Consider the following 17,773-nt stretch of genomic DNA (forward strand, 5'->3'; position numbering starts at 1 on the left):
GCCCTAAAGTTGGCAGGATTTTTGCAGATAACCCAATAGCACCCACCGTGGCTGGCGCCGCAGGCGCCGGTGACCGGAATTGGAACAGGGGCCGGTACAGGCGCACGGTGGGGAAGCAGAGGGCCGGCAGTCGGGGGACTGTCCGGCCCTGTTTTTTTGCGGCTATCGGGAAGCAGCCATCCACGCATGGCATGGATCTGTTGAAGGTGGGGGCCCTCGCCGGTTGGCGACCCAACAAAACAGACGGCCCCGCATTGCGGGGCCGTCTGCCTTCAGAGGTGCCGACATCCGACAGGGCCGGAACAGGGGGGATCCAGATGTTCCTGTCGGATATCGACGTAGAGCTTTTTGCGGCGGCCCGTGTCGTTTTTGTCACATTGTGACGCGGGCCGTCACTGCCCGCGTAGAGTGCGGCTTGGACCGTGTGAAATGCAAGATGGTTCAGCGCTCAAGTGTGCGCTGCGTCGCACGATCCATGTTGCGCCAAGGGGAGCCGTTCATCCTCGGCGCGCTCGGCGCCGGGGCTGGCCGGGCCTGCGGCGCGGGCGCCGACGGCTGCACGCTGGACTGCGGCGGGCGACGCATCGAGTCCATGTTCCGCCACGGCGAGCCACCGTTGTACGACGGACGCGATGGCGGCGGCGGGCGGTTCTCGCCACCGTTGCCCGGCGGGCGCGGCGGCGGCCGATGGTTGTGCGGCGGCCGGTAGATCGGGCGCGAGTAGTACGGATTGCCATAGCCGCCGTAATAGCCGCCGTAGCCGCCGTAGTACGGGTAACCATAGTTGTAGGGATAGCCGGCCGGGTAGCGGTACTCCACCGACGGCGCACCGTGGTAGTAGCCGCCGCCCCGGCCACCGCCGACATAGTCGTAGGTGGCGCAGCCGGTCAGGGCCAGCATCAGGCCACCGGCAAGCATCAAGCGCATTTTCATGGTGGGTCCCCCCAGAGGACGGGTGTGCAGTCAGCTTCGTGCGCGGGCATTGAATCGGCCCTTAATTCCGCTGGCCAGGATGAATGGAGGTGAAGGGCTGCATGCTGGCATGACGTGTGCCCCGGTCGCCAGCGCGGGGGCATACGTTAATCTTGCGTCATGAGCGATTCACTGTTGCCCCGCGCCGACGACGTCCTGCTTGCTGCCGCGAGGATCGCGCCGCATGCCAGCGTGACCCCGGTGCTGCGCTCGCGCACGCTTGATGCGCTGGCCGGCGCACCGCTGGCGTTCAAGGCCGAGCACCTGCAGCGTGGCGGCGCATTCAAGTTCCGCGGCGCCTGCAACGCGGTGTGGTCGCTCGATGCCGATCGCGCCAGTGCCGGCGTGGTCACCCATTCCTCCGGCAATCATGGCGCCGCGCTGGCCCTGGCCGCGCGCACCCGCGGCATTCCCTGCCACGTGGTGGTGCCCGAAGGTGCAGTGGCGGCCAAGCTGGCCAACATCGCCCGGCACGGTGCCACGCTCTGGCGCTGCCCGCCGACCATCGCCGACCGTGAGGCCACCTGCGCCAAGGTGCAGGCCGATACCGGCGCGACCCTGGTTCATCCGTATGCGGATCCGGCGGTGATGGCCGGACAGGGCACTGCGGCGCTGGAACTACTGCACAGCGACGGCCCGTTCGATGTGTTGGTGGTGCCGGTGGGGGGCGGTGGCCTGGCCAGCGGTACCGCGCTGGCGCTGCAGCATGCCAGCCCGCAGACCCGGCTGGTGCTGGCCGAACCGGCCGGCGCCGATGACACCGCACGCTCGCTGGCCGCTGGCGCGCGCCAGGGCGCTTTCACCCCGGATACGATCTGCGATGGCCTGCGTACCCTGATCGGCGCCCCCAACTTCGAGCTGCTGCGCGCGGCGGGTGCGGAAGTGATCGTGGTCGATGACGCGGCCACGCTGGCGGCGATGCGCCTGCTGTGGGACGTGCTCAAGCAGGTGGTCGAGCCTTCCTCGGCGACCGTGCTGGCCGCAGTGCTGGGGCAGCCGCAGCGGTTTGCCGGGCTGCGCGTGGGCCTGGTGTTGTCCGGCGGCAATGTCGACCTGCCAGCGCTGCGCTGGGGGACGCCTTGAGCCGTGACCGGCAGCGGCACCGCACCGGCCTGCTGGGCTGGTTGTGGCGGCTGTTCGTGGTGCTGGTGATCTGGCTGCTGGGTGTGACGGCCTGGATCGTCTGGGTGGGTGAGCGTGACCAGGCGGCCAAGGCCGATGCCATCATCGTGCTCGGTGCAGCGGCCTATGACGCCAAGCCGTCGCCGGTGTTCGAAGAACGCATCCGCCATGGCCTGGATCTCTATGAGGCCCAGTACGCGCCACTGCTGATCTTCACTGGTGGCTATGGCGGCACCGGCGCGCGCTTTTCCGAATCGCAGGTGGCGCGGCGTTATGCGCTCAAGCATGGCGTGCCGGACGACGCGATCCTGATCGAGACCGCCTCGCGCAACACCGTGCAGAACCTGGTCGAAGCCAAACGGTTGATGGACCAGCGCAACCTGCACCGCGTGATCATCGTCAGCGACCCGCTGCACATGGCGCGCGCGCTGCGCCTGAGCAAGGCGCTGGGTATCGATGCACTGGCCTCGTCTACGCCCAGCACGCGCTTCCGCAGCTTCCATACCAGCTGGCGTTTCCTGGTGCAGGAGATCTATTTCTTCCACCGCGACCTGGTGCGCCCGCCGCTGAGTTCGCCGGCCAATACCTGAAGCGGAAGCCCGCTTCTGGTGGGTGCCAACCTTAGTTGGCACAACCCATCAGATCGCGATGCCGTCGGCATTGTGCCAACCAAGGTTGGCACCTACCAAAAAGCAGATTCGCGGTCGCGTGATCAGGTCTGCTTGCGCCGGATCGGAATCGCCGACACCGGTACCGAAGCCACGTCATGCCCGCCTTCGCGGATCGGGGCACCCGGGTCCGGCGCCCAGGCGTGGGCGTAGATCACTTCCCAGCTGCTCGGCAGCTTGCCGTCGGCGCGGCGCATCGGCTCGTATGCGGCGGCGGCCGCAGCGAAACGGCCACGCCCGGTCAGCGTGTGGCGGCGGTCCGTCCGCGCGTTGGTCGCGCCCATCGCGCGCAGTTCGCGCATCAGCGAGGGCAGATCGTCGTAGGTCAGGGTGAACAGGTCGCGGTCCAGCACCGGGTCGCGGAAGCCGGCCATCATCAGCGCATCGCCGAACTGGGCAATCTGCGCGAAGCGGCTGACGTGCGGGCGATCGTCGGCAGCGGCGAAGGCTTCATTGAGTTCGACCAGCGTCTCCGGGCCGAAGGTCGAGCACAGCAGCAGGCCGCCGGGCTTGAGCACGCGGCGGAACCCGGCGAACACCGCAGGCAAATCGTCCACCCACTGCAGGCACAGGTTGCTGAAGATCACGTCCACGCTGTTATCGGCCAGCGGCAGCGCGGCCGCATCGCCGCACAGGCGCTGGAACGGCTTCCACCAGCCGGCCTGGCGCTTGGCCTGGTTCAGCATCGGCAATGCCACGTCCAGCGCGATCACCTGTGCCTTCGGCCAGCGCTTCTTCATCAGTGCACTGGCGTGGCCGGTACCGGCGCCGATGTCCAGCACCACCTCGGGCTTGCGTGCCTCCAGGTAGTCCAGCGACTCGATCAGCCGCGACTGCACCTCGCGCTGCAGGGCGGCGGCGGCGTCATAGCTGTTGGCGGCGCGGGCGAACGCGCGGCGGACGTGGCGGGCATCGAAGTGGGACGGCATTGCGAAAGTCTCTTAGAACGTACCGGGATAGGCGCCGCCGTCGATCAGCAGGTTCTGCCCGGTGAGGTAACCGGCCTGTGCGCTGCACAGGAAGGCGCAGGCGGCGCCGAATTCGTCCGGCGTGCCGAAGCGGCCGGCGGGAATCTGCTGGCGGCGGCGCTCGGCCACTTCGCCGGCGTCGCCATCCTTGCCCGCACTGTGCGCGAAGTTGGCGCGCAGGCGGTCGGTGTCGAACTGGCCGGGCAGCAGGTTGTTGATGGTGACGTTGTGGGCCACGGTGCGGCGCGACAGGCCGGCGACGAAGCCGGTCAGGCCACTGCGCGCGCCGTTGGACAGCGCCAGGATGTCGATCGGGGCCTTCACCGCCGAGGACGTGATGTTGACGATGCGGCCGAAGCCACGATCGATCATCGCGTCCACGGTGGCGCGGATCAGTGCGATCGGCGCCAGCATGTTGGCGTCCAGCGCAGCGATCCAGTCGTCGCGCTCGAAGCTGCGGAAATCGCCCGGCGGCGGGCCACCGGCGTTGGTGACCAGGATGTCCACCTGCGGGCACGCGGCCAGTGCCGCAGCGCGACCGGCATCGGTGGTGACGTCGGCGGCGACCGCGCGGACTTCGGCGGCGCCGGGCAGGGCACGCAGCTCTTCAGCGGCGGCCTGCAGGGCGGCTTCGCCCCGGGCCACGATCACCACGTTGACGCCCTCGCTCGCCAGCGCACGCGCGCAGCCCAGGCCCAACCCCTTGCTTGCGCCGCAGACCAGTGCCCAGCAGCCGTTGATACCCAGATCCATGCGTCAGTCCTGCGCGGTTCGGAAGGCGCTCATTGTCCGCCATCGGCCGGTGACAGGCCGGCAACGAAGTGTTGCAGGGCGGCGGCGACCTCGTCGGCATGGCCGAGGAACGGCGCATGGCCGCCGTGGGCGACGGTCAACGCCTGGCTCTGCGGGGCCAGCGCCGCAGCGGCCTGCATCGCGGCCGGCGACACCAGGCGGTCGCGCTGGCCGGCGATCCACAGGCTGGGTTTGCCCAGGGCCGGAAGAGCGCCGCGCAGGTCGGTGCTTTCCAGCAGGCGCAGGCCTTCCAGCAGCGCACGTTCCGTGGGCGCACCGCGCTCGACCAGGCGCTGGCGCAGCGTGCGCAGCTCCTCGCGGGCGTGTGCCGAGCCCATCACGTCCAATGCCAGGAAGCGTTCCAGGGTGCCGCCGAAGTCGGTGGCCAGCTCACGCCCGAACTGCTCGAACACCGCCGGTTCCACCGCATGCGGCCAATCCTCGCCACGCACGAAACGCGGCGTGGCTGCGATCATCGCCAGCCCGCGCACCTTCGGCAGCGTTGCTGCCGCATGCAGTGCGAACAGCCCGCCCAGCGACCAGCCGCACCACACCGCCGGCGGCGTGGCCGCGGCAATGGCGTTGACCACGAACGGCAGGCGCAGCGGCGTGGTGTCCTCGCGGCTGTGACCATGGCCGGGCAGATCGACCCGATGCAGGGTAAACCGGTCCGCCAGGCGCTGCACCAGCGGTTCGAACACACCGCCCTGCAGTGCCCAGCCATGGATCAGAACCAGGTCCGGCCCACGGCCGGTCACTTCAATATGCATGGGCAACGACGCGGAACTCAGGCAAAGGCGGGCAGCGGTGGCGGGGCGCTCTCTCGTGCGGACAGGGCGACGTGGTCACGCGCGCTGGCGATGGCGTCGACCAGGCCGCGCACCTGGTCCGGCGAGTGCAGCGCGGACAGGGTGACGCGCAGCCGCGCCTTGCCCTCCGGTACCGTCGGCGGTCGGATCGCGCCGACCAGCCAGCCGGCCTGTTCCAGCGCCCGCGACATCGCCACGGCCGAGTGGTCGTCGCCACACAGCAACGGTTGGATCGGGGTCTCCGAGGCCATCAGGTCCAGTCCGTGGCGACGCGCTTCGCTGCGGAACAGCGCGATCAGATCAGCCAGTTTGGAGCGGCGCCAGTGGTCGCGGCGTGCCAGGCGCACCGCTTCCAGTGCCGCCGCCGCCATCGCCGGTGGTACGGCGGTGGTGTAGATATAGGGGCGTGCGGTTTCGGCCAGATGTTCGATCAGGTCGTCGCGCCCCAGCACCAGTGCGCCGGAACCACCCAATGCCTTGCCCAGCGTGACCAGCTGCAGCGGCACATCGTCCACGCCCAGTCCGGCCGCCGCGACCGCGCCACGGCCATCACCGACCACGCCTACGCCGTGCGCGTCATCGACGTAGAACAGCGCCTGCTGCAGTCGTGCCACCAGCGACAGTGCACGCAGCGGGGCGATGTCGCCATCCATGCTGAAGACACCATCGGTGGCCAGCATCGCCGCGCCATCAGGCGCATGCTTGAGCTGACGCATCGCACCTTCCGCATCCAGATGCGGATAGCGGCGCAGGCGCGCGCCGGCAAGCCGGGTCGCATCCAGCAGGCTGGCATGGTTGAGCCTGTCCTGCACGCAGACATCGTTCTCTTCGCTCAACAGCGCCTGCTGCACGGCGAGGTTGGCGGCGAAGCCGCTACCGAACAGCAGCGCACGCGGATAGCCCAGCCACTCGGCCACCTCGCGCTCCAGTGCGTCGTGCATCGCGTGGTGGCCGCAGACCAGGTGCGAGGCACCGGCACCGGCGCCTTCGCGTGCGGCCGCGTCCTGCAGCGCATTGACCACGCTGAACTGCTGGGCCAGGCCTAGGTAATCGTTGCTGCAGAAGCCGGTCAGCCACTGGCCATCCACCTCCAGGCGCACGCCATCACGACGGCTGACCGTGCGTCGCGGGCGGCGACGCCCCTGGGCATCGCGCAGGGCGCGCTGGGCATGAAGGCGAGCGGTCAGGTCGGGGCGGGCCATGGCGGCTGAATGCGGCGACGGGGCGGCTAGGGTAGCGCGTTGCCGCGACGCCTGCCTGCATCCCGTCTCAGGCCGCGTGAGCGCAGCCGCAGCCGGGCGCATCGGCGCTGATGTCGCCGTGCACGGTGCCGCCGTGGTCGTGGCCCTCGGCATCCACCTGCACCGCCATCGGCTGCAGCCCCAGCCGCGCGAACAGGGCCAGGTCGCGCTCGCTTTCCGGGTTGCCGGTGGTCAGCAGCTTGTCGCCGTAGAAGATCGAATTGGCACCGGCAATGAAGCACAGCGCCTGCAGTTCGTCGCTCATGGCCTCACGCCCGGCCGACAGCCGCACCATCGAGCGCGGCATGGCGATGCGCGCCACTGCGATCATGCGCACGAACTCGAACGGGTCCAGCTCGGCACTGCCGTGCAGTGGCGTACCCGTCACCTGCACCAGCTTGTTGATCGGCACCGAATCGGGATGGGCCGGCAGCGTGGCCAGCGCCAGCAGCAGGCCGACCCGCTGCGCGCGCGTCTCGCCCATGCCGACGATGCCGCCGCAGCAGGTTTTCAGGCCGGCGTCGCGCACATGTTCCAGTGTATCCAGGCGGTCCTGGTACTGGCGCGTGTGGATGATCGAATCGTAGTAGTCCGGCGCGGTGTCGAGGTTGTGGTTGTAGTAGTCCAGGCCGGCATCCTTCAGCGCACGCGCCTGCTCGCCACTGAGCATGCCCAGCGTGGCGCAGGTCTCCAGGCCCAATGCCTTCACCCCGGCGATCATCGCCGCCACCTTCGGGATGTCGCGGTCCTTCGGCGAACGCCATGCGGCGCCCATGCAGAAACGCGACGCACCGGCGGCCTTGGCCTGGCGCGCCTTGGCCAGCACCGCGTCGGTGTCCATCAGCTTCTGCGCGTTCACACCAGTGGTGTAGCGCTGCGCCTGCGGGCAGTACGCGCAGTCCTCCGGGCAACCGCCGGTCTTCACCGACAGCAGCGTGGAGACCTGTACCTGCGACGGGTCGAAATGCTCGCGGTGGACCGCTGCGGCGCGGAACAGCAGCTCGGGGAACGGCAGATCGAACAGCGCCTGCAGTTCGTCGTGTTGCCAGTCGTGGCGGATGGCAGCAGCCATGGCGGGACCTTGGGTACGAATGGAGCGAGGGCGGCAGTGTGGGCGGGCGTGCTCGGGCTGTCAACTATCATGCAGGTCAGATGGTTTACAGTTTGATCATGCAATCGAAGTCGATCGATGCGCCGTATTTCACCGCATCCTGCAAGACTTCCGGCCACAGTGGCCGCTGCCCAACGCAAGCGCTGGCGCGCAGACTCGTTCCCATGATTGATCTTTACCGCCTCCGTGGCCGTATCACTGCGCTGGTCCTGAGCGAGGCCTGGCGCCGCCGCGCCGCGCTGTGGGGCGGTGCCGTGGCCGTAGCGCTGGTGGCGATCCTGTTCGCCAAGGCCAGTGATGCGGCCTTCCACCTGTTCCAGCGCATCACCTCGCACTCGCCGTCGTGGGCCCTGCTGCTCACGCCGGGCATCTTCGCGTTGCTGGCCTGGCTGACCAGTGACGTGCTGAAGCCCACGCGTGGCAGCGGCATTCCGCAGGTCATCGCCGCGTTGGACAAGCCGGATGAGTCGTTCCGCAGGACCAATCTTTCGCCCGCGGTCTCGGCGGGCAAGCTGCTGCTGACCTCGTTGTCGCTGCTCGGCGGCGCGTCCGTTGGCCGTGAAGGCCCGACGGTGCATGTGGGTGCCAGCCTGATGTACCTGTTCGGCCGCTGGTTCGGCTTCAAGGACCCACGCGAGCTCTCGCACTTCCTGCTGGCCGGTGGTGCTGCCGGCATCGCGGCGGCGTTCAACACGCCGCTGGCCGGTATCGTTTTCGCCATCGAGGAGCTCAGCGGCCGTTTCGAGCATCGCTTCTCCGGCACCCTGCTGACCGCGGTGATCGTCGGTGGCGTGGTGTCGCTTGGCCTGCTGGGCAACTACACCTACTTCGGCCATGTAAGTGCGCGGTTGCCGCTGGGCCAGGGCTGGCTGGCGATCCTGCTGTGTGGCGTGGTGGCCGGGTTGCTGGGCGGAGTGTTCGCGCGTGCGGTGCTGGCCAGTGCGGCCGGTCGTCCACGTTGGCTGGGCCAGCTGCGGCAACGTCATCCGGTGCTGCTGGCCGCCGGATGCGGCCTGGTGGTGGTGCTGCTGGCGCTGGTGTTCGGTGAAGGTGCGTTCGGTACCGGTTATGAGCAGGCGCGCAGCCTGGTGCAGGGCCAGGCGCTGGTGGGCCACGAATTCGGGCTGATGAAGCTGCTGGCCAATCTGGCGTCCTATGTCGCTGGCATCCCCGGTGGCCTGTTCTCGCCGGCGCTGGCGGTCGGTGCCGGCCTGGGCCACAACCTGGCGGTACTGATGCCGGGCGTGGACCCGCGCGCGTTCGTGCTGCTGGGCATGTGCGCCTACCTGACCGGTGTCACCCAGGCACCGCTGACCTCGGCAGTGATCTCGCTGGAGCTGACCGACAGCGGTGATCTGCTGTTGCCGATCCTGGCCACGGTGCTGATCGCCCGCGGTGTGTCCGGGCTGGTGTGCCGGGTGCCGATCTATCGTGGGCTGGCAGAGCTGCTGATGCCCGCGGTTGCTGCACCGCCCGATCCTGCGAACCGCGAGCACACGCGGTAGCGGGGAGCGGCGCGTGCGGACGTGCTGCATTCCGCTGCGTGATTCCGCGTACTGATGCGCAGTGGCGGACAGCGCCGACGCGGTGGCAGGCGGTTCACCGATGGCGGCTCCGGCGCTGGTAGAGAAAGCATGGGGCATGCCCATCCACCTCCTGCATTCCGCAAGCGCCGCCTCCCATGCGTTGCTGCGCGTACTGCTGCCGCTGCGCTGCCTGGTCTGCAACGATCCCGGCCACGATGGCCTGGACCTGTGCGCCACCTGTTTCGCGGAACTACCGTGGTCCGGCCGCGCATGCCTGCGCTGCGCCTTGCCGTTGCCCGACACCGCGCTGATCGTCTGCGGCAGCTGCCGCGAAGAAGCACCGCCACAGGCGGCTACCCATGCCAGCCTGTTGTACCTGCCACCGGTCGATCAGCTGCTGGTGCGCTACAAGTTCCATCAGGACCTGGCGGCCGGTCGCCTGCTTGCGCAGCTGATGCAACGCACACCACCGCCCTGGTCGTGCCCGCCATTGGTACCGGTGCCGCTGCACAACCGCCGCCTGCGCCAGCGCGGCTACAACCAGGCCGCCGAGCTGTGCCGGTTGCTGCCAATGCCGGTCTGGCACGGTGTGTACCGGCGCCGCCACACCGCACCGCAATCCGAACGTAGCGCGGAACAGCGCAGGGAGAATCTGTTCGACGCGTTCGATGTACGTGGGCCGGTGCCTTCGCGGCTGACCGTGGTTGACGACGTGATGACCACCGGCAGCACGCTGATGGAGATCGCCGAAACGCTGCGCTGCGTGGGTGCGGAAGAAGTGCGTGCGTGGGTATGCGCGCGGGTGCCGTGATCGCCCCCTTCATCGCCAGGGTCTAGGATGCGTCAGGTTCCGGATCGAAGGAGTGGCCATGAATTCCCCCTTGTCTCCCTTGTTGTCGGCGGTGGGCCGTAGCTGGTGGATCCTGCTGTTGTATGGGCTGGTCGCGCTGGGCTTCGGCATTGTCGCCATCGGCTGGCCGCTGTCGGCGGCGATGGCACTGGCGTGGACGCTGGGTGTAGTCGCCATAGCTGAGGGCGTCATCAGCCTGTTCGCACTGATCAGCGGTGGCAGTGGTGCTTCCCGCGGCTGGCTGGCGCTGTATGCCATCGCTTCGCTGGGCTTCGGCATCCTGGCGGTGATGAACCCGCTGGCCACCGCCAGCGTGCTGGTGCTGTTCCTGGCGGCGTGGCTGCTGGTGGCCGGCATCTATCGCATCGTGTTCGCGATCCGCGTGCGCAGGCAGATCCAGGGCGAGTGGCTGCTGATCCTCAGTGGCGTGCTGGCGGTGGTGCTGGGCCTGTTGTTCGTGGCCAACCCCTACGCAGGCGTGGCGGTGACCACGCTGTGGATCGGCATCGGCAGCCTGCTGTACGGGCTGCTGCAGGTGCTGGTGGCGTTCAAGCTGCGGAAGCTGAAGTGAGAGCTCTGCTTGCGCTGGTGTTGGGGGCGGCGATGGCCCTGGCCGGGTGCATGCCCAGTGCCTCGCCCGGCATGGGGGCGGGAGCGGACCGCCCGCCACTGCCCGGCGTGGATGTGCGCCTGAGCGCGGTCGATGCGGCCGGCAAGGGCGTGCCGGTACAGTGGCAGGACGAGAAGCTGACGCTGCGCGAGCCTCCAATTGCCCGCAGTGCGGACATCGCTGACGTGCGCGCCGTGCAGGATGAGTACGGCCAGACGGCGCTGCAGATCCGCTATCGGCCCGAGGCGCACCAGCGCATCCACGATGGCACAGCGGCGATGGTCGGCCAGCGCATGGCGATCAGCGTGGATGGCCGGGTGCTGATGGTGGCGACGGTGCAGGGACCGTTTGCGGAATCGATGAACCTGAGTGGGTTGACCGGTAGTGATGCCGAGGCACTGGAGAAGCACATCACCGGGTCTGTGCCGGTGAAGCGGTAGGAGTGGGCAGTGCGTGCATGCGCCGTGCGCGTGGGAGAGCGTGCTGTCTTGGAGAGGAGAGCGTCATTGATGCAACCCTCCTCCAGCGATGAGACTCAGCGCATCGACGGCGGCGTCTGGTCTGCGGCCCAGATCCAGAAGGTGTCCCCCCAGTCGCTGTTGATGGCGGGGAATACATCGCCTTGCTTGAAGAAGCGCCGGCCACCTTGCGCGGGCGTGTACCACCAGCCGGCCACAGGCACCCGCTTTCCGGCGGCGACTCGGTCCGGTCGGAGATCCGGCTGATCGGTGCCGGTGTAGCTGCCGTCGATTTCCTCGAATTCATCGGCGATGGGTTCGACAAAATACCAGTCGCAATCCTGATCATCGAAGCCCACACCTGCAATTACTGACGGTGCCAGCTTGGCCAGATCGGCCTGGATGTAGGGCCAGCCATAGGGATCCAGGTGTCGGTTTGCATCGAGGAAGCGATACAGGCCTTCTGCATCGCCCCACAGTCGCTCTCGACCGAACTGCCGCAGAACGGTTCTTCCAACTTCATTGAGGGTGACGGCTGGGCACAGCTCTCCGTATCCACCGGTCCATGCAAACTGGAGTGTGGCCATGGGATCGTCTTTGGCGACGTAGATGCCAGTGCGCGGAGGAACCTGATTGGTTCGCACTACAAAATCTGTACGGACACGGAATTTTGGAATTCGATGTGAGTCGATCACGCCCTTGTTCCAGAGGAGCCAGAATGAGAAGTCATTCGCGACCGGAGGGCGTTCGACTGTCTCGGAGAGCTCGCGTGCGTATCTGAAGACGTTTTCGGTTGTGTCGCGGAACAATTTTTCCTGTTCCGGTGTCGCCCAAGCCATCTGGTAGGCGTACTCCTCCAGCATGCGAGCACATTGGTGTTCACCTGCTCCTCGATACTGCTCGATTGAGCGCAGTGCTATGTCCTTGATGATGCCTTCACGAAACTCTATGAGCGCCGGAAAGGCGTAGGTCGCGAAGTGCGAGGCCGTATTTTGGGAGCTCCAACCTGCCAAGGCTCTGCCCGCCGTATCCAGATGCGATCGCTCATTGAGCATCTGGTCGGTCATGGCTAACAAGCTGTCGATCTGCGGCAACAATCCCTTCAGGTACTCCATCGAGGTGAAATGATGGATGAGGGCGGCTTGGCGCTTGTGCCAGGGCGTCAATTCCATGGGGCGGGCATGTTTCTGATGGTACAGCTCCGGAAAGGGCAGGCCATGAAATGCTCTTCAACCCAATGCCGGCGGCGTCTGGTCTGGCGGCCAGATCCAGAAGGCGTCACCCCAGTCGCTGTTGATGGCGGGGAACACATCGCCTTGCTTGAAGAAGCGCCTGCCACCCTGCGCGGGCGTGTACCACCAGCCGGCTACAGGCACCCGCTCTCCGGCTGCGACTCGGTCCGGTCGGAGATCCGGCTGATCGGTGCCGGTGTAGCTGCCGTCGATTTCCTCGAATTCATCGGCAATGGGTTCGACAAAATACCAGTCGCAATCCTTCAGATCGAAGGCCGAACCGGCGATCACTGACGGAGCCACCTTCACCAGATCCGCCTGAATGTCTGACCATCCATAGGGATCCAGATGCCGGTTTGCATCGAGGAAGCGATACAGGCCTTCTGCATCGCCCCACAGTCGCTCTCGACCGAACTGCCGCAGTACGGCTCGTCCAACATCATTGGGGGCCATGGCTGGGAAAAGGTGTCCGTACCCACCAGTCCATGCAAACTGAAGTGAAGCCATGGGGTCATCTTTGGCAACGTAGATACCAGTGCGCGGAGGAACCTGATTGGTTCGCACGACAAAATCTGTGCGGACACGGAATTTTGGGATTCGATGTGAGTCGATCACGCCCTTGTTCCAGAGCAGCCAGAATGAGAAGTCATTCTTGACGGGGGGGCGTGCGACTATGCCGGAGAGCTCCCGTGCATATCTGAAGACGCTTTCGGTGGTGTCACGGAACAGCTTTTCCTGCTCCGGCGTCGCCCAGGCCATCTGGTAGGCGTACTCCTCCAGCATGCGAGCACATTGGTGCTCGCCTGCGACACTGTATTGCTCGATTGAGCGCAGTGCTATGTCCTTGACGATGCCTTCACGAAACTCCATGAGCGCCGGAAAAGCGTACGTCGCGAAGTGTGATGCCGTATTCTGGGAGCTCCAACCTGCCAAGGCTCTGCCCGCCGTATCCAGATGCGATCGCTCATTGAGCATCTGGTCGGTCAGCGCCAGCAGGCTGTCGATCTGCGGCAACAATCCCTTCAGATAATCCATCGAGGTGAAATGATGGATGAGGGCGGCTTGGCGCTTGTGCCAGGGCGTCAATTCCATGGGGCGGGCACGCTTCTGATGGTGCAACTTCGGAAAGGGCAGGCCATGAAGTGCTCGTCAACCCATCGTAGGTGGCGTCTGGTCTGGCGCCCAGATCCAGAAGGTGTCACCCCAGTCGCTGTTGATGGCGGGGAACACATCGCCTTGCTTGAAGAAGCGCCTGCTGCCTTGTGCAGGCGAGTACCACCAGCCGGCCACAGGCGCGCGCTTTCCTGCTGCGACTCGGTCTGGCCGGAGATCCGGCTGATCGGTGCCAGTGTAGCTGCCGTCGATGTCCTCGAATGCGTCGGGGATCGGTTCAACAAAATGCCACTCGCAATCTTCTAGATCGAATGCCGAAACGGCGATCGTTGACGCTGCCAGTTCCGCCAGCGCGGCTTGGACGTCAGACCAACCATAGGGGTCAAGATGCCGGTTCCCGTCGAGGAAGCGATACAGCGCTGCTGCATCTCCCCATAGTCCATCGCGCCCAACCTGCTTCAGGACCGCTCTTCCAATATCATTGAGCGCCATGGCCGGGCATAGTTCTCCGTATCCCCCTGTCCAGGCAAACTGAAGTGAAGCCATGGGGTTGTCTTTTGCGGCGTAGATGCCAGTGCGCGGAGGAGTTTGATTGGTTTGCACGACAATGTCGGTTCGGACGCGGAATCTGGGCACTCGGTGGGTATTGATGATGCTATCGTTCCAGAGATGCCAGTGGACAAAATCATCCATGGTCGACGGGCGAGCAACGATCCGCGATAGTTGGCGAGCATAGTCAAACGCTCTTTCTGCTGTCTCCCGGAAGAGCTTCTCTTGTTCCGGTGTCGCCCAAGTCATCTGGTAGGCGTACTCCTCCAGCATGCGAGCGCATTGGTGTTCACCTGCTCCTCGATACTGCTCGATTGAGCGCAGTGCTATGTCCTTGATGATGCCTTCACGAAACTCCATGAGTGCCGGAAAGGCGTAGGTCGCGAAGTGCGAGGCCGTATTTTGGGAGCTCCAACCTGCCAAGGCTCTGCCTGCCGTATCCAGATGCGAGCGCTCATTGAGCATCTGGTCGGTCATGGCTAGCAGGCTGTCGATCTGCGGCAGCAGGCCCTTCAGGTACTCCATCGAGGTGAAATGATGGATGAGGGCGGCTTGGCGCTTGTGCCAGGGATTGAGTTCCATAGGGATCATGCACGTGCTTCTGATCAATCAGCTCCGGGAGAATCTGGGCGGTGCGTTTCCATCAACCCATCGTCGGTGGCATCTGGTCTGGCGCCCAGATCCAGAAGGTGTCACCCCAGTCGCTGTTGATGGCGGGGAACACATCGCCTTGCTTGAAGAAGCGCCTGCTGCCTTGTGCAGGCGAGTACCACCAGCCGGCCACAGGCGCCCGCTCTCCGGCGGCGACTCGGTCCGGTCGGAGATCCGGCTGATCGGTGCCGGTGTAGCTGCCGTCGATTTCCTCGAATTCATTGGCAATGGGTTCGACAAAATACCAGTCGCAATCCTTCAGATCGAAGGCCGAACCGGCGATCACTGACGGAGCCACCTTTACCAGATCGGCCTGAATGTCTGACCATCCATAGGGATCCAGATGCCGGTTTGCATCGAGGAAGCGATAGAAGGCTTCGGTATCCCCCCACATGCGTTCTCGACCGATCTGCTTCAGAATGGCTCGTCCCACATCGTTGAGGGCCATGGCCGGGCAAAGTTGTCCATATCCACCGGTCCATGCAAACTGAAGTGAAGCCATAGGATCGTCCTTGGCGACGTAGATGCCAGTGCGCGGGGGAGTTTGGTGAGTGTGCGCGCAGATATCTGTTCGAACACGAAATGCGGGAATATGTTGCGTGTCTGCGGCGCTCTCGTTCCAGAGTAGCCAATATATGAAATCGTCCATGGTCGAAGGGCGAGAAACAATGCTCGAGATTTGTCGGGCATACCTGAACACTCTTTCTGTGGTCTCGCGGAACAGTTTTTCCTGCTCCGGCGTCGCCCAGGCCATCTGGTAGGCGTACTCCTCCAGCATACGAGCACATTGGTGTTCACCTGCTCCTCGATACCGCTCGATTGAGCGTAGAGCTATGTCTTCAACCACACATTCCCGGAACTCCATCAGTGCAGGATAGGCATACGTCGAAAAATGCGATGCCGTATCTTGTGATTCCCAACCCGCCAAGGCTCTGCCAGCTGTATCCAGATGCGAGCGCTCATCAAGCATCTGGTCGGTCATGGCTAGCAGGCTGTCGATCTGCGGCAGCAGGCCCTTCAGGTACTCCATCGAGGTGAAATGATGGATGAGGGCGGCTTGGCGCTTGTGCCACGGATTCAGTTTCAGATATTGAATTTTCATGGTCAGCGGTTCATTTTCTGGCCGGAGATGTTCGGTAGACCCAGCTTTACATCATTCATTTGAGTACCAAAGTCGCTTGTCCCCCAGCCGGTGTCCATCGGGCCGAGAATGCGGGGGTTGTTGATCTTGGTCCGCAGGCTGACGTATTTCACCTGCTCATGCGGAGGAAGCAGCTTCCATTTGTCATAGGTCATGCTGCTCCTGGTCATGGCACCGGTTGCTTCATTGACGGCGTAGTACTCAGAACTATCGGCCAACGTCCTCTTTCCCGGCTTGCCGGCAGCGTCGTATTCAAATGCGGCGTCGAACTTGATCTGTTCGTAGCCGCCTTCAAGGTGGTGATCCGGCAGAACGTCTTTCTTCTGGGCAGATGCCGGGCCGCGCCACACCTTCAGTTCTTCTCCTGCCTTGAGCTCATAGACGACGAACTGTCCATTGGGGTTCCAGTCTGGCCAGACGGCCAGATGCCTTCGCCAGGTGGCCCTCGGGTCGGCTGACTTCATGATCGTATTGAAGACTTCTTCGGTAACCCAGTCCGCACCTGCGCTGAAGTTCGTCGGTGAGACCACGCGATACAGCTTTGCAGGACCCTTGATCGTATCGGCGCGCATGCCTTTGGCGAAACTTTCGATCTGGCCATCAGTAAGTCTTGGGAAGCCCTTATCCGCCATTTCGTCTACACGTACACGCAACCTCGCTGGAACCAACGGCAGGTTCTTCGTTGGCTCTCCCTTCCCAAGCCACGAAGGCGGCGGATCAACCCGCCGCATCAACGTCACGGCATGTGCTTCGGGCAGCGTTCCGGTGAAATGGAAATTGCCGGCGTTGACGATGCCGCGCCGCTGCACCATGTCTTCGAATTCAAGGCGCTTGATGATCGTGTCAAGGATGCGCTGTACGGGCGCCAGTACTTTTCCGATGTAGTTGTCTGCGATCTTCCGGATGCCAACGACCAGATCGATGGTCTCCTGGGCACGGCGCCCCACCATCGGGATGTCGGCCACCTTGCCCAGCAGGCTACGCATCAGCAGCACGGCGCGATCGAAGGCTTTCAACAGCTGTGCCTTGGTCACCCGTGCACGCACGATGCGGGTCTGCTTCGCCAGCTCATGGAACACGCGGTCCCAGCGCAGTGCTTTCCAGTATTGGGCGACCTCACGTCGGCGCAGGAGCGTGATGACCCAGCTCATGGCCTCATCCACAGCGCGCACAAGATGGTTCAAGCCGAAGCGGCGGATGAAGAGGAAGAAAATCTTCAATACACCCTTCAACAGCGAGCCCAGCGTGGGGATCAGGCCGATCAGGGTCAGGACCAGCGCGATCCAGGCCCAGGAATTGCTCTTGTCGTCGTTGATCTGCTTGCAGTTGGCAATGATGTCTCGGACGTCGCAGACCTGGTCCACGCCGGGGATCATTGAAATGGCGGTGTCGAATACGACCTGCCCGGTGCTGCGCTCCTGGTTGAAGTCCCCCTGGATCGACTCCCACAGCCATGCGAAGACGTTCTTGCCGCCGTCGACAGCACTCCTGTACTGCTCGCTGATGAAGGCGAGCGCTTCGCGAAGCTGCTGCAGGGTGACGGGGGCTGCCTGATTGGGGAGATCGGTGCGCGAATCACCCACGGCCCGCACCCTGTTGAGGGTTGGCGATCAGCTCGAGGTCGGGCCAGTTGTCTTCCGTATCAGCGCTGCGGGGTTCATAGACGACCTTCTCTACCTCCTGCTTCGGGATGGGCTCATGGTGGGCCTTGCCGGCAACATCCAGCTTTCCCTTGATGACCGAGCCGTTCCTGAAGTGGATTTCGTAAGGAGTACCTGCCATGGCCTGTTGTGTTTCCACATCGCGGTAGTCCAGCGCGATCCAGTCGGGAATGCGCTGAAGCCCTCCAGGAAGCGGAGGGATGAACGGGACAGCGTGCTCCCCCCCCATGAACGGATGCTCGCCCGCCTTGACCTTGAACTCGCCCGGGCAGCTGAAGGTGATGTTGCCGCCCTCCAGC

17 protein-coding genes and 1 pseudogene are annotated in these 17,773 nt (G+C 64.8%); 6 read left to right on the forward strand and 12 right to left on the reverse strand.

Going from position 1 to position 17,773, the window contains the following annotated elements; genetic code table 11:
- Window positions 1–441: 441 nt before the first annotated feature.
- Window positions 442–933 (reverse strand): hypothetical protein, encoded by a 492-nt coding sequence (locus O0J73_RS15200; protein ID WP_040006928.1) that lies wholly within the window; start codon window positions 931–933, stop codon window positions 442–444.
- A gap of 159 nt (window positions 934–1,092) precedes the next feature.
- Here O0J73_RS15200 and O0J73_RS15205 point away from each other — a divergent pair, with 159 nt between their 5' ends.
- Both O0J73_RS15205 and O0J73_RS15210 read left to right on the forward strand, forming a co-directional pair.
- Window positions 1,093–2,055: a pyridoxal-phosphate dependent enzyme gene (locus O0J73_RS15205; protein WP_006475277.1), complete on the forward strand. Its 963-nt coding sequence runs from the start codon at window positions 1,093–1,095 to the stop codon at window positions 2,053–2,055.
- Window positions 2,052–2,684 (forward strand): YdcF family protein, encoded by a 633-nt coding sequence (locus O0J73_RS15210; protein WP_006475275.1) that lies wholly within the window; start codon window positions 2,052–2,054, stop codon window positions 2,682–2,684. The genes O0J73_RS15205 and O0J73_RS15210 overlap by 4 nt, the downstream gene beginning before the upstream one ends.
- Window positions 2,685–2,806: 122 nt before the next feature.
- Here the strand turns inward: O0J73_RS15210 and bioC are convergent, their stop codons facing one another.
- From bioC to bioB, 5 genes are all read right to left on the reverse strand, one after another.
- The gene (gene bioC, locus O0J73_RS15215) at window positions 2,807–3,691 is read right to left on the reverse strand and encodes a malonyl-ACP O-methyltransferase BioC (protein ID WP_308309061.1); all 885 of its coding nucleotides are present in this window, start codon (window positions 3,689–3,691) and stop codon (window positions 2,807–2,809) included.
- A gap of 12 nt (window positions 3,692–3,703) precedes the next feature.
- Window positions 3,704–4,483: an SDR family oxidoreductase gene (locus O0J73_RS15220; protein ID WP_308309062.1), complete on the reverse strand. Its 780-nt coding sequence runs from the start codon at window positions 4,481–4,483 to the stop codon at window positions 3,704–3,706.
- Window positions 4,484–4,512: 29 nt separating this feature from the next.
- Window positions 4,513–5,292: a pimeloyl-ACP methyl ester esterase BioH gene (gene bioH / locus O0J73_RS15225; RefSeq protein ID WP_308309063.1), complete on the reverse strand. Its 780-nt coding sequence runs from the start codon at window positions 5,290–5,292 to the stop codon at window positions 4,513–4,515.
- A gap of 17 nt (window positions 5,293–5,309) precedes the next feature.
- A complete protein-coding gene (bioF, locus tag O0J73_RS15230) occupies window positions 5,310–6,533 on the reverse strand; it encodes an 8-amino-7-oxononanoate synthase (protein ID WP_197564634.1) in 1,224 nt (407 codons plus the stop codon).
- Window positions 6,534–6,600: 67 nt separating this feature from the next.
- Window positions 6,601–7,644, reverse strand: coding sequence for a biotin synthase BioB (gene bioB, locus O0J73_RS15235; protein WP_308309064.1), 1,044 nt, complete (start codon window positions 7,642–7,644; stop codon window positions 6,601–6,603).
- Window positions 7,645–7,847: 203 nt separating this feature from the next.
- Here bioB and O0J73_RS15240 point away from each other — a divergent pair, with 203 nt between their 5' ends.
- The 4 genes from O0J73_RS15240 to O0J73_RS15255 all read left to right on the forward strand — a co-directional run bounded on the left by O0J73_RS15240 (window position 7,848) and on the right by O0J73_RS15255 (window position 11,109).
- Entirely contained in the window at window positions 7,848–9,188 is a 1,341-nt protein-coding gene (locus tag O0J73_RS15240; RefSeq protein WP_308309065.1) for a chloride channel protein, read from the forward strand.
- 136 nt (window positions 9,189–9,324) lie between these two features.
- The gene (locus O0J73_RS15245; protein WP_308309066.1) at window positions 9,325–10,020 is read left to right on the forward strand and encodes a ComF family protein; all 696 of its coding nucleotides are present in this window, start codon (window positions 9,325–9,327) and stop codon (window positions 10,018–10,020) included.
- Between the two features lie 58 nt (window positions 10,021–10,078).
- Window positions 10,079–10,630: an HdeD family acid-resistance protein gene (locus O0J73_RS15250; protein WP_308309067.1), complete on the forward strand. Its 552-nt coding sequence runs from the start codon at window positions 10,079–10,081 to the stop codon at window positions 10,628–10,630.
- Between the two features lie 50 nt (window positions 10,631–10,680).
- Window positions 10,681–11,109 (forward strand): hypothetical protein, encoded by a 429-nt coding sequence (locus O0J73_RS15255; RefSeq protein ID WP_308309071.1) that lies wholly within the window; start codon window positions 10,681–10,683, stop codon window positions 11,107–11,109.
- 95 nt (window positions 11,110–11,204) lie between these two features.
- Here O0J73_RS15255 and O0J73_RS15260 read toward each other — a convergent pair whose 3' ends face one another.
- The 6 genes and pseudogenes from O0J73_RS15260 to O0J73_RS15285 all read right to left on the reverse strand — a co-directional run.
- Window positions 11,205–12,299, reverse strand: a complete 1,095-nt coding sequence (locus O0J73_RS15260) for a hypothetical protein (protein WP_308309068.1) — start codon at window positions 12,297–12,299, stop codon at window positions 11,205–11,207.
- A 57-nt stretch (window positions 12,300–12,356) separates the two neighbouring features.
- Window positions 12,357–13,451, reverse strand: coding sequence for a hypothetical protein (locus O0J73_RS15265; RefSeq protein ID WP_308309069.1), 1,095 nt, complete (start codon window positions 13,449–13,451; stop codon window positions 12,357–12,359).
- 57 nt (window positions 13,452–13,508) lie between these two features.
- On the reverse strand, window positions 13,509–14,612 hold the full coding sequence (locus O0J73_RS15270; protein WP_308309070.1) for a hypothetical protein: 1,104 nt from the start codon (window positions 14,610–14,612) through the stop codon (window positions 13,509–13,511).
- Window positions 14,613–14,664: 52 nt separating this feature from the next.
- Complete coding sequence (locus tag O0J73_RS15275) at window positions 14,665–15,774, reverse strand: hypothetical protein (protein ID WP_197564639.1); 1,110 nt, start codon at window positions 15,772–15,774, stop codon at window positions 14,665–14,667.
- Between the two features lie 2 nt (window positions 15,775–15,776).
- Complete coding sequence (locus O0J73_RS15280) at window positions 15,777–17,396, reverse strand: hypothetical protein (protein ID WP_197564640.1); 1,620 nt, start codon at window positions 17,394–17,396, stop codon at window positions 15,777–15,779.
- Window positions 17,389–17,773: pseudogene (locus O0J73_RS15285) on the reverse strand (type VI secretion system tip protein VgrG); the annotation flags it as partial. The gene O0J73_RS15280 and the pseudogene O0J73_RS15285, both read right to left, overlap by 8 nt.

The organism is Stenotrophomonas sp. Sm6012 (assembly GCF_030985895.1).
Classification (GTDB): domain Bacteria; phylum Pseudomonadota; class Gammaproteobacteria; order Xanthomonadales; family Xanthomonadaceae; genus Stenotrophomonas; species Stenotrophomonas forensis.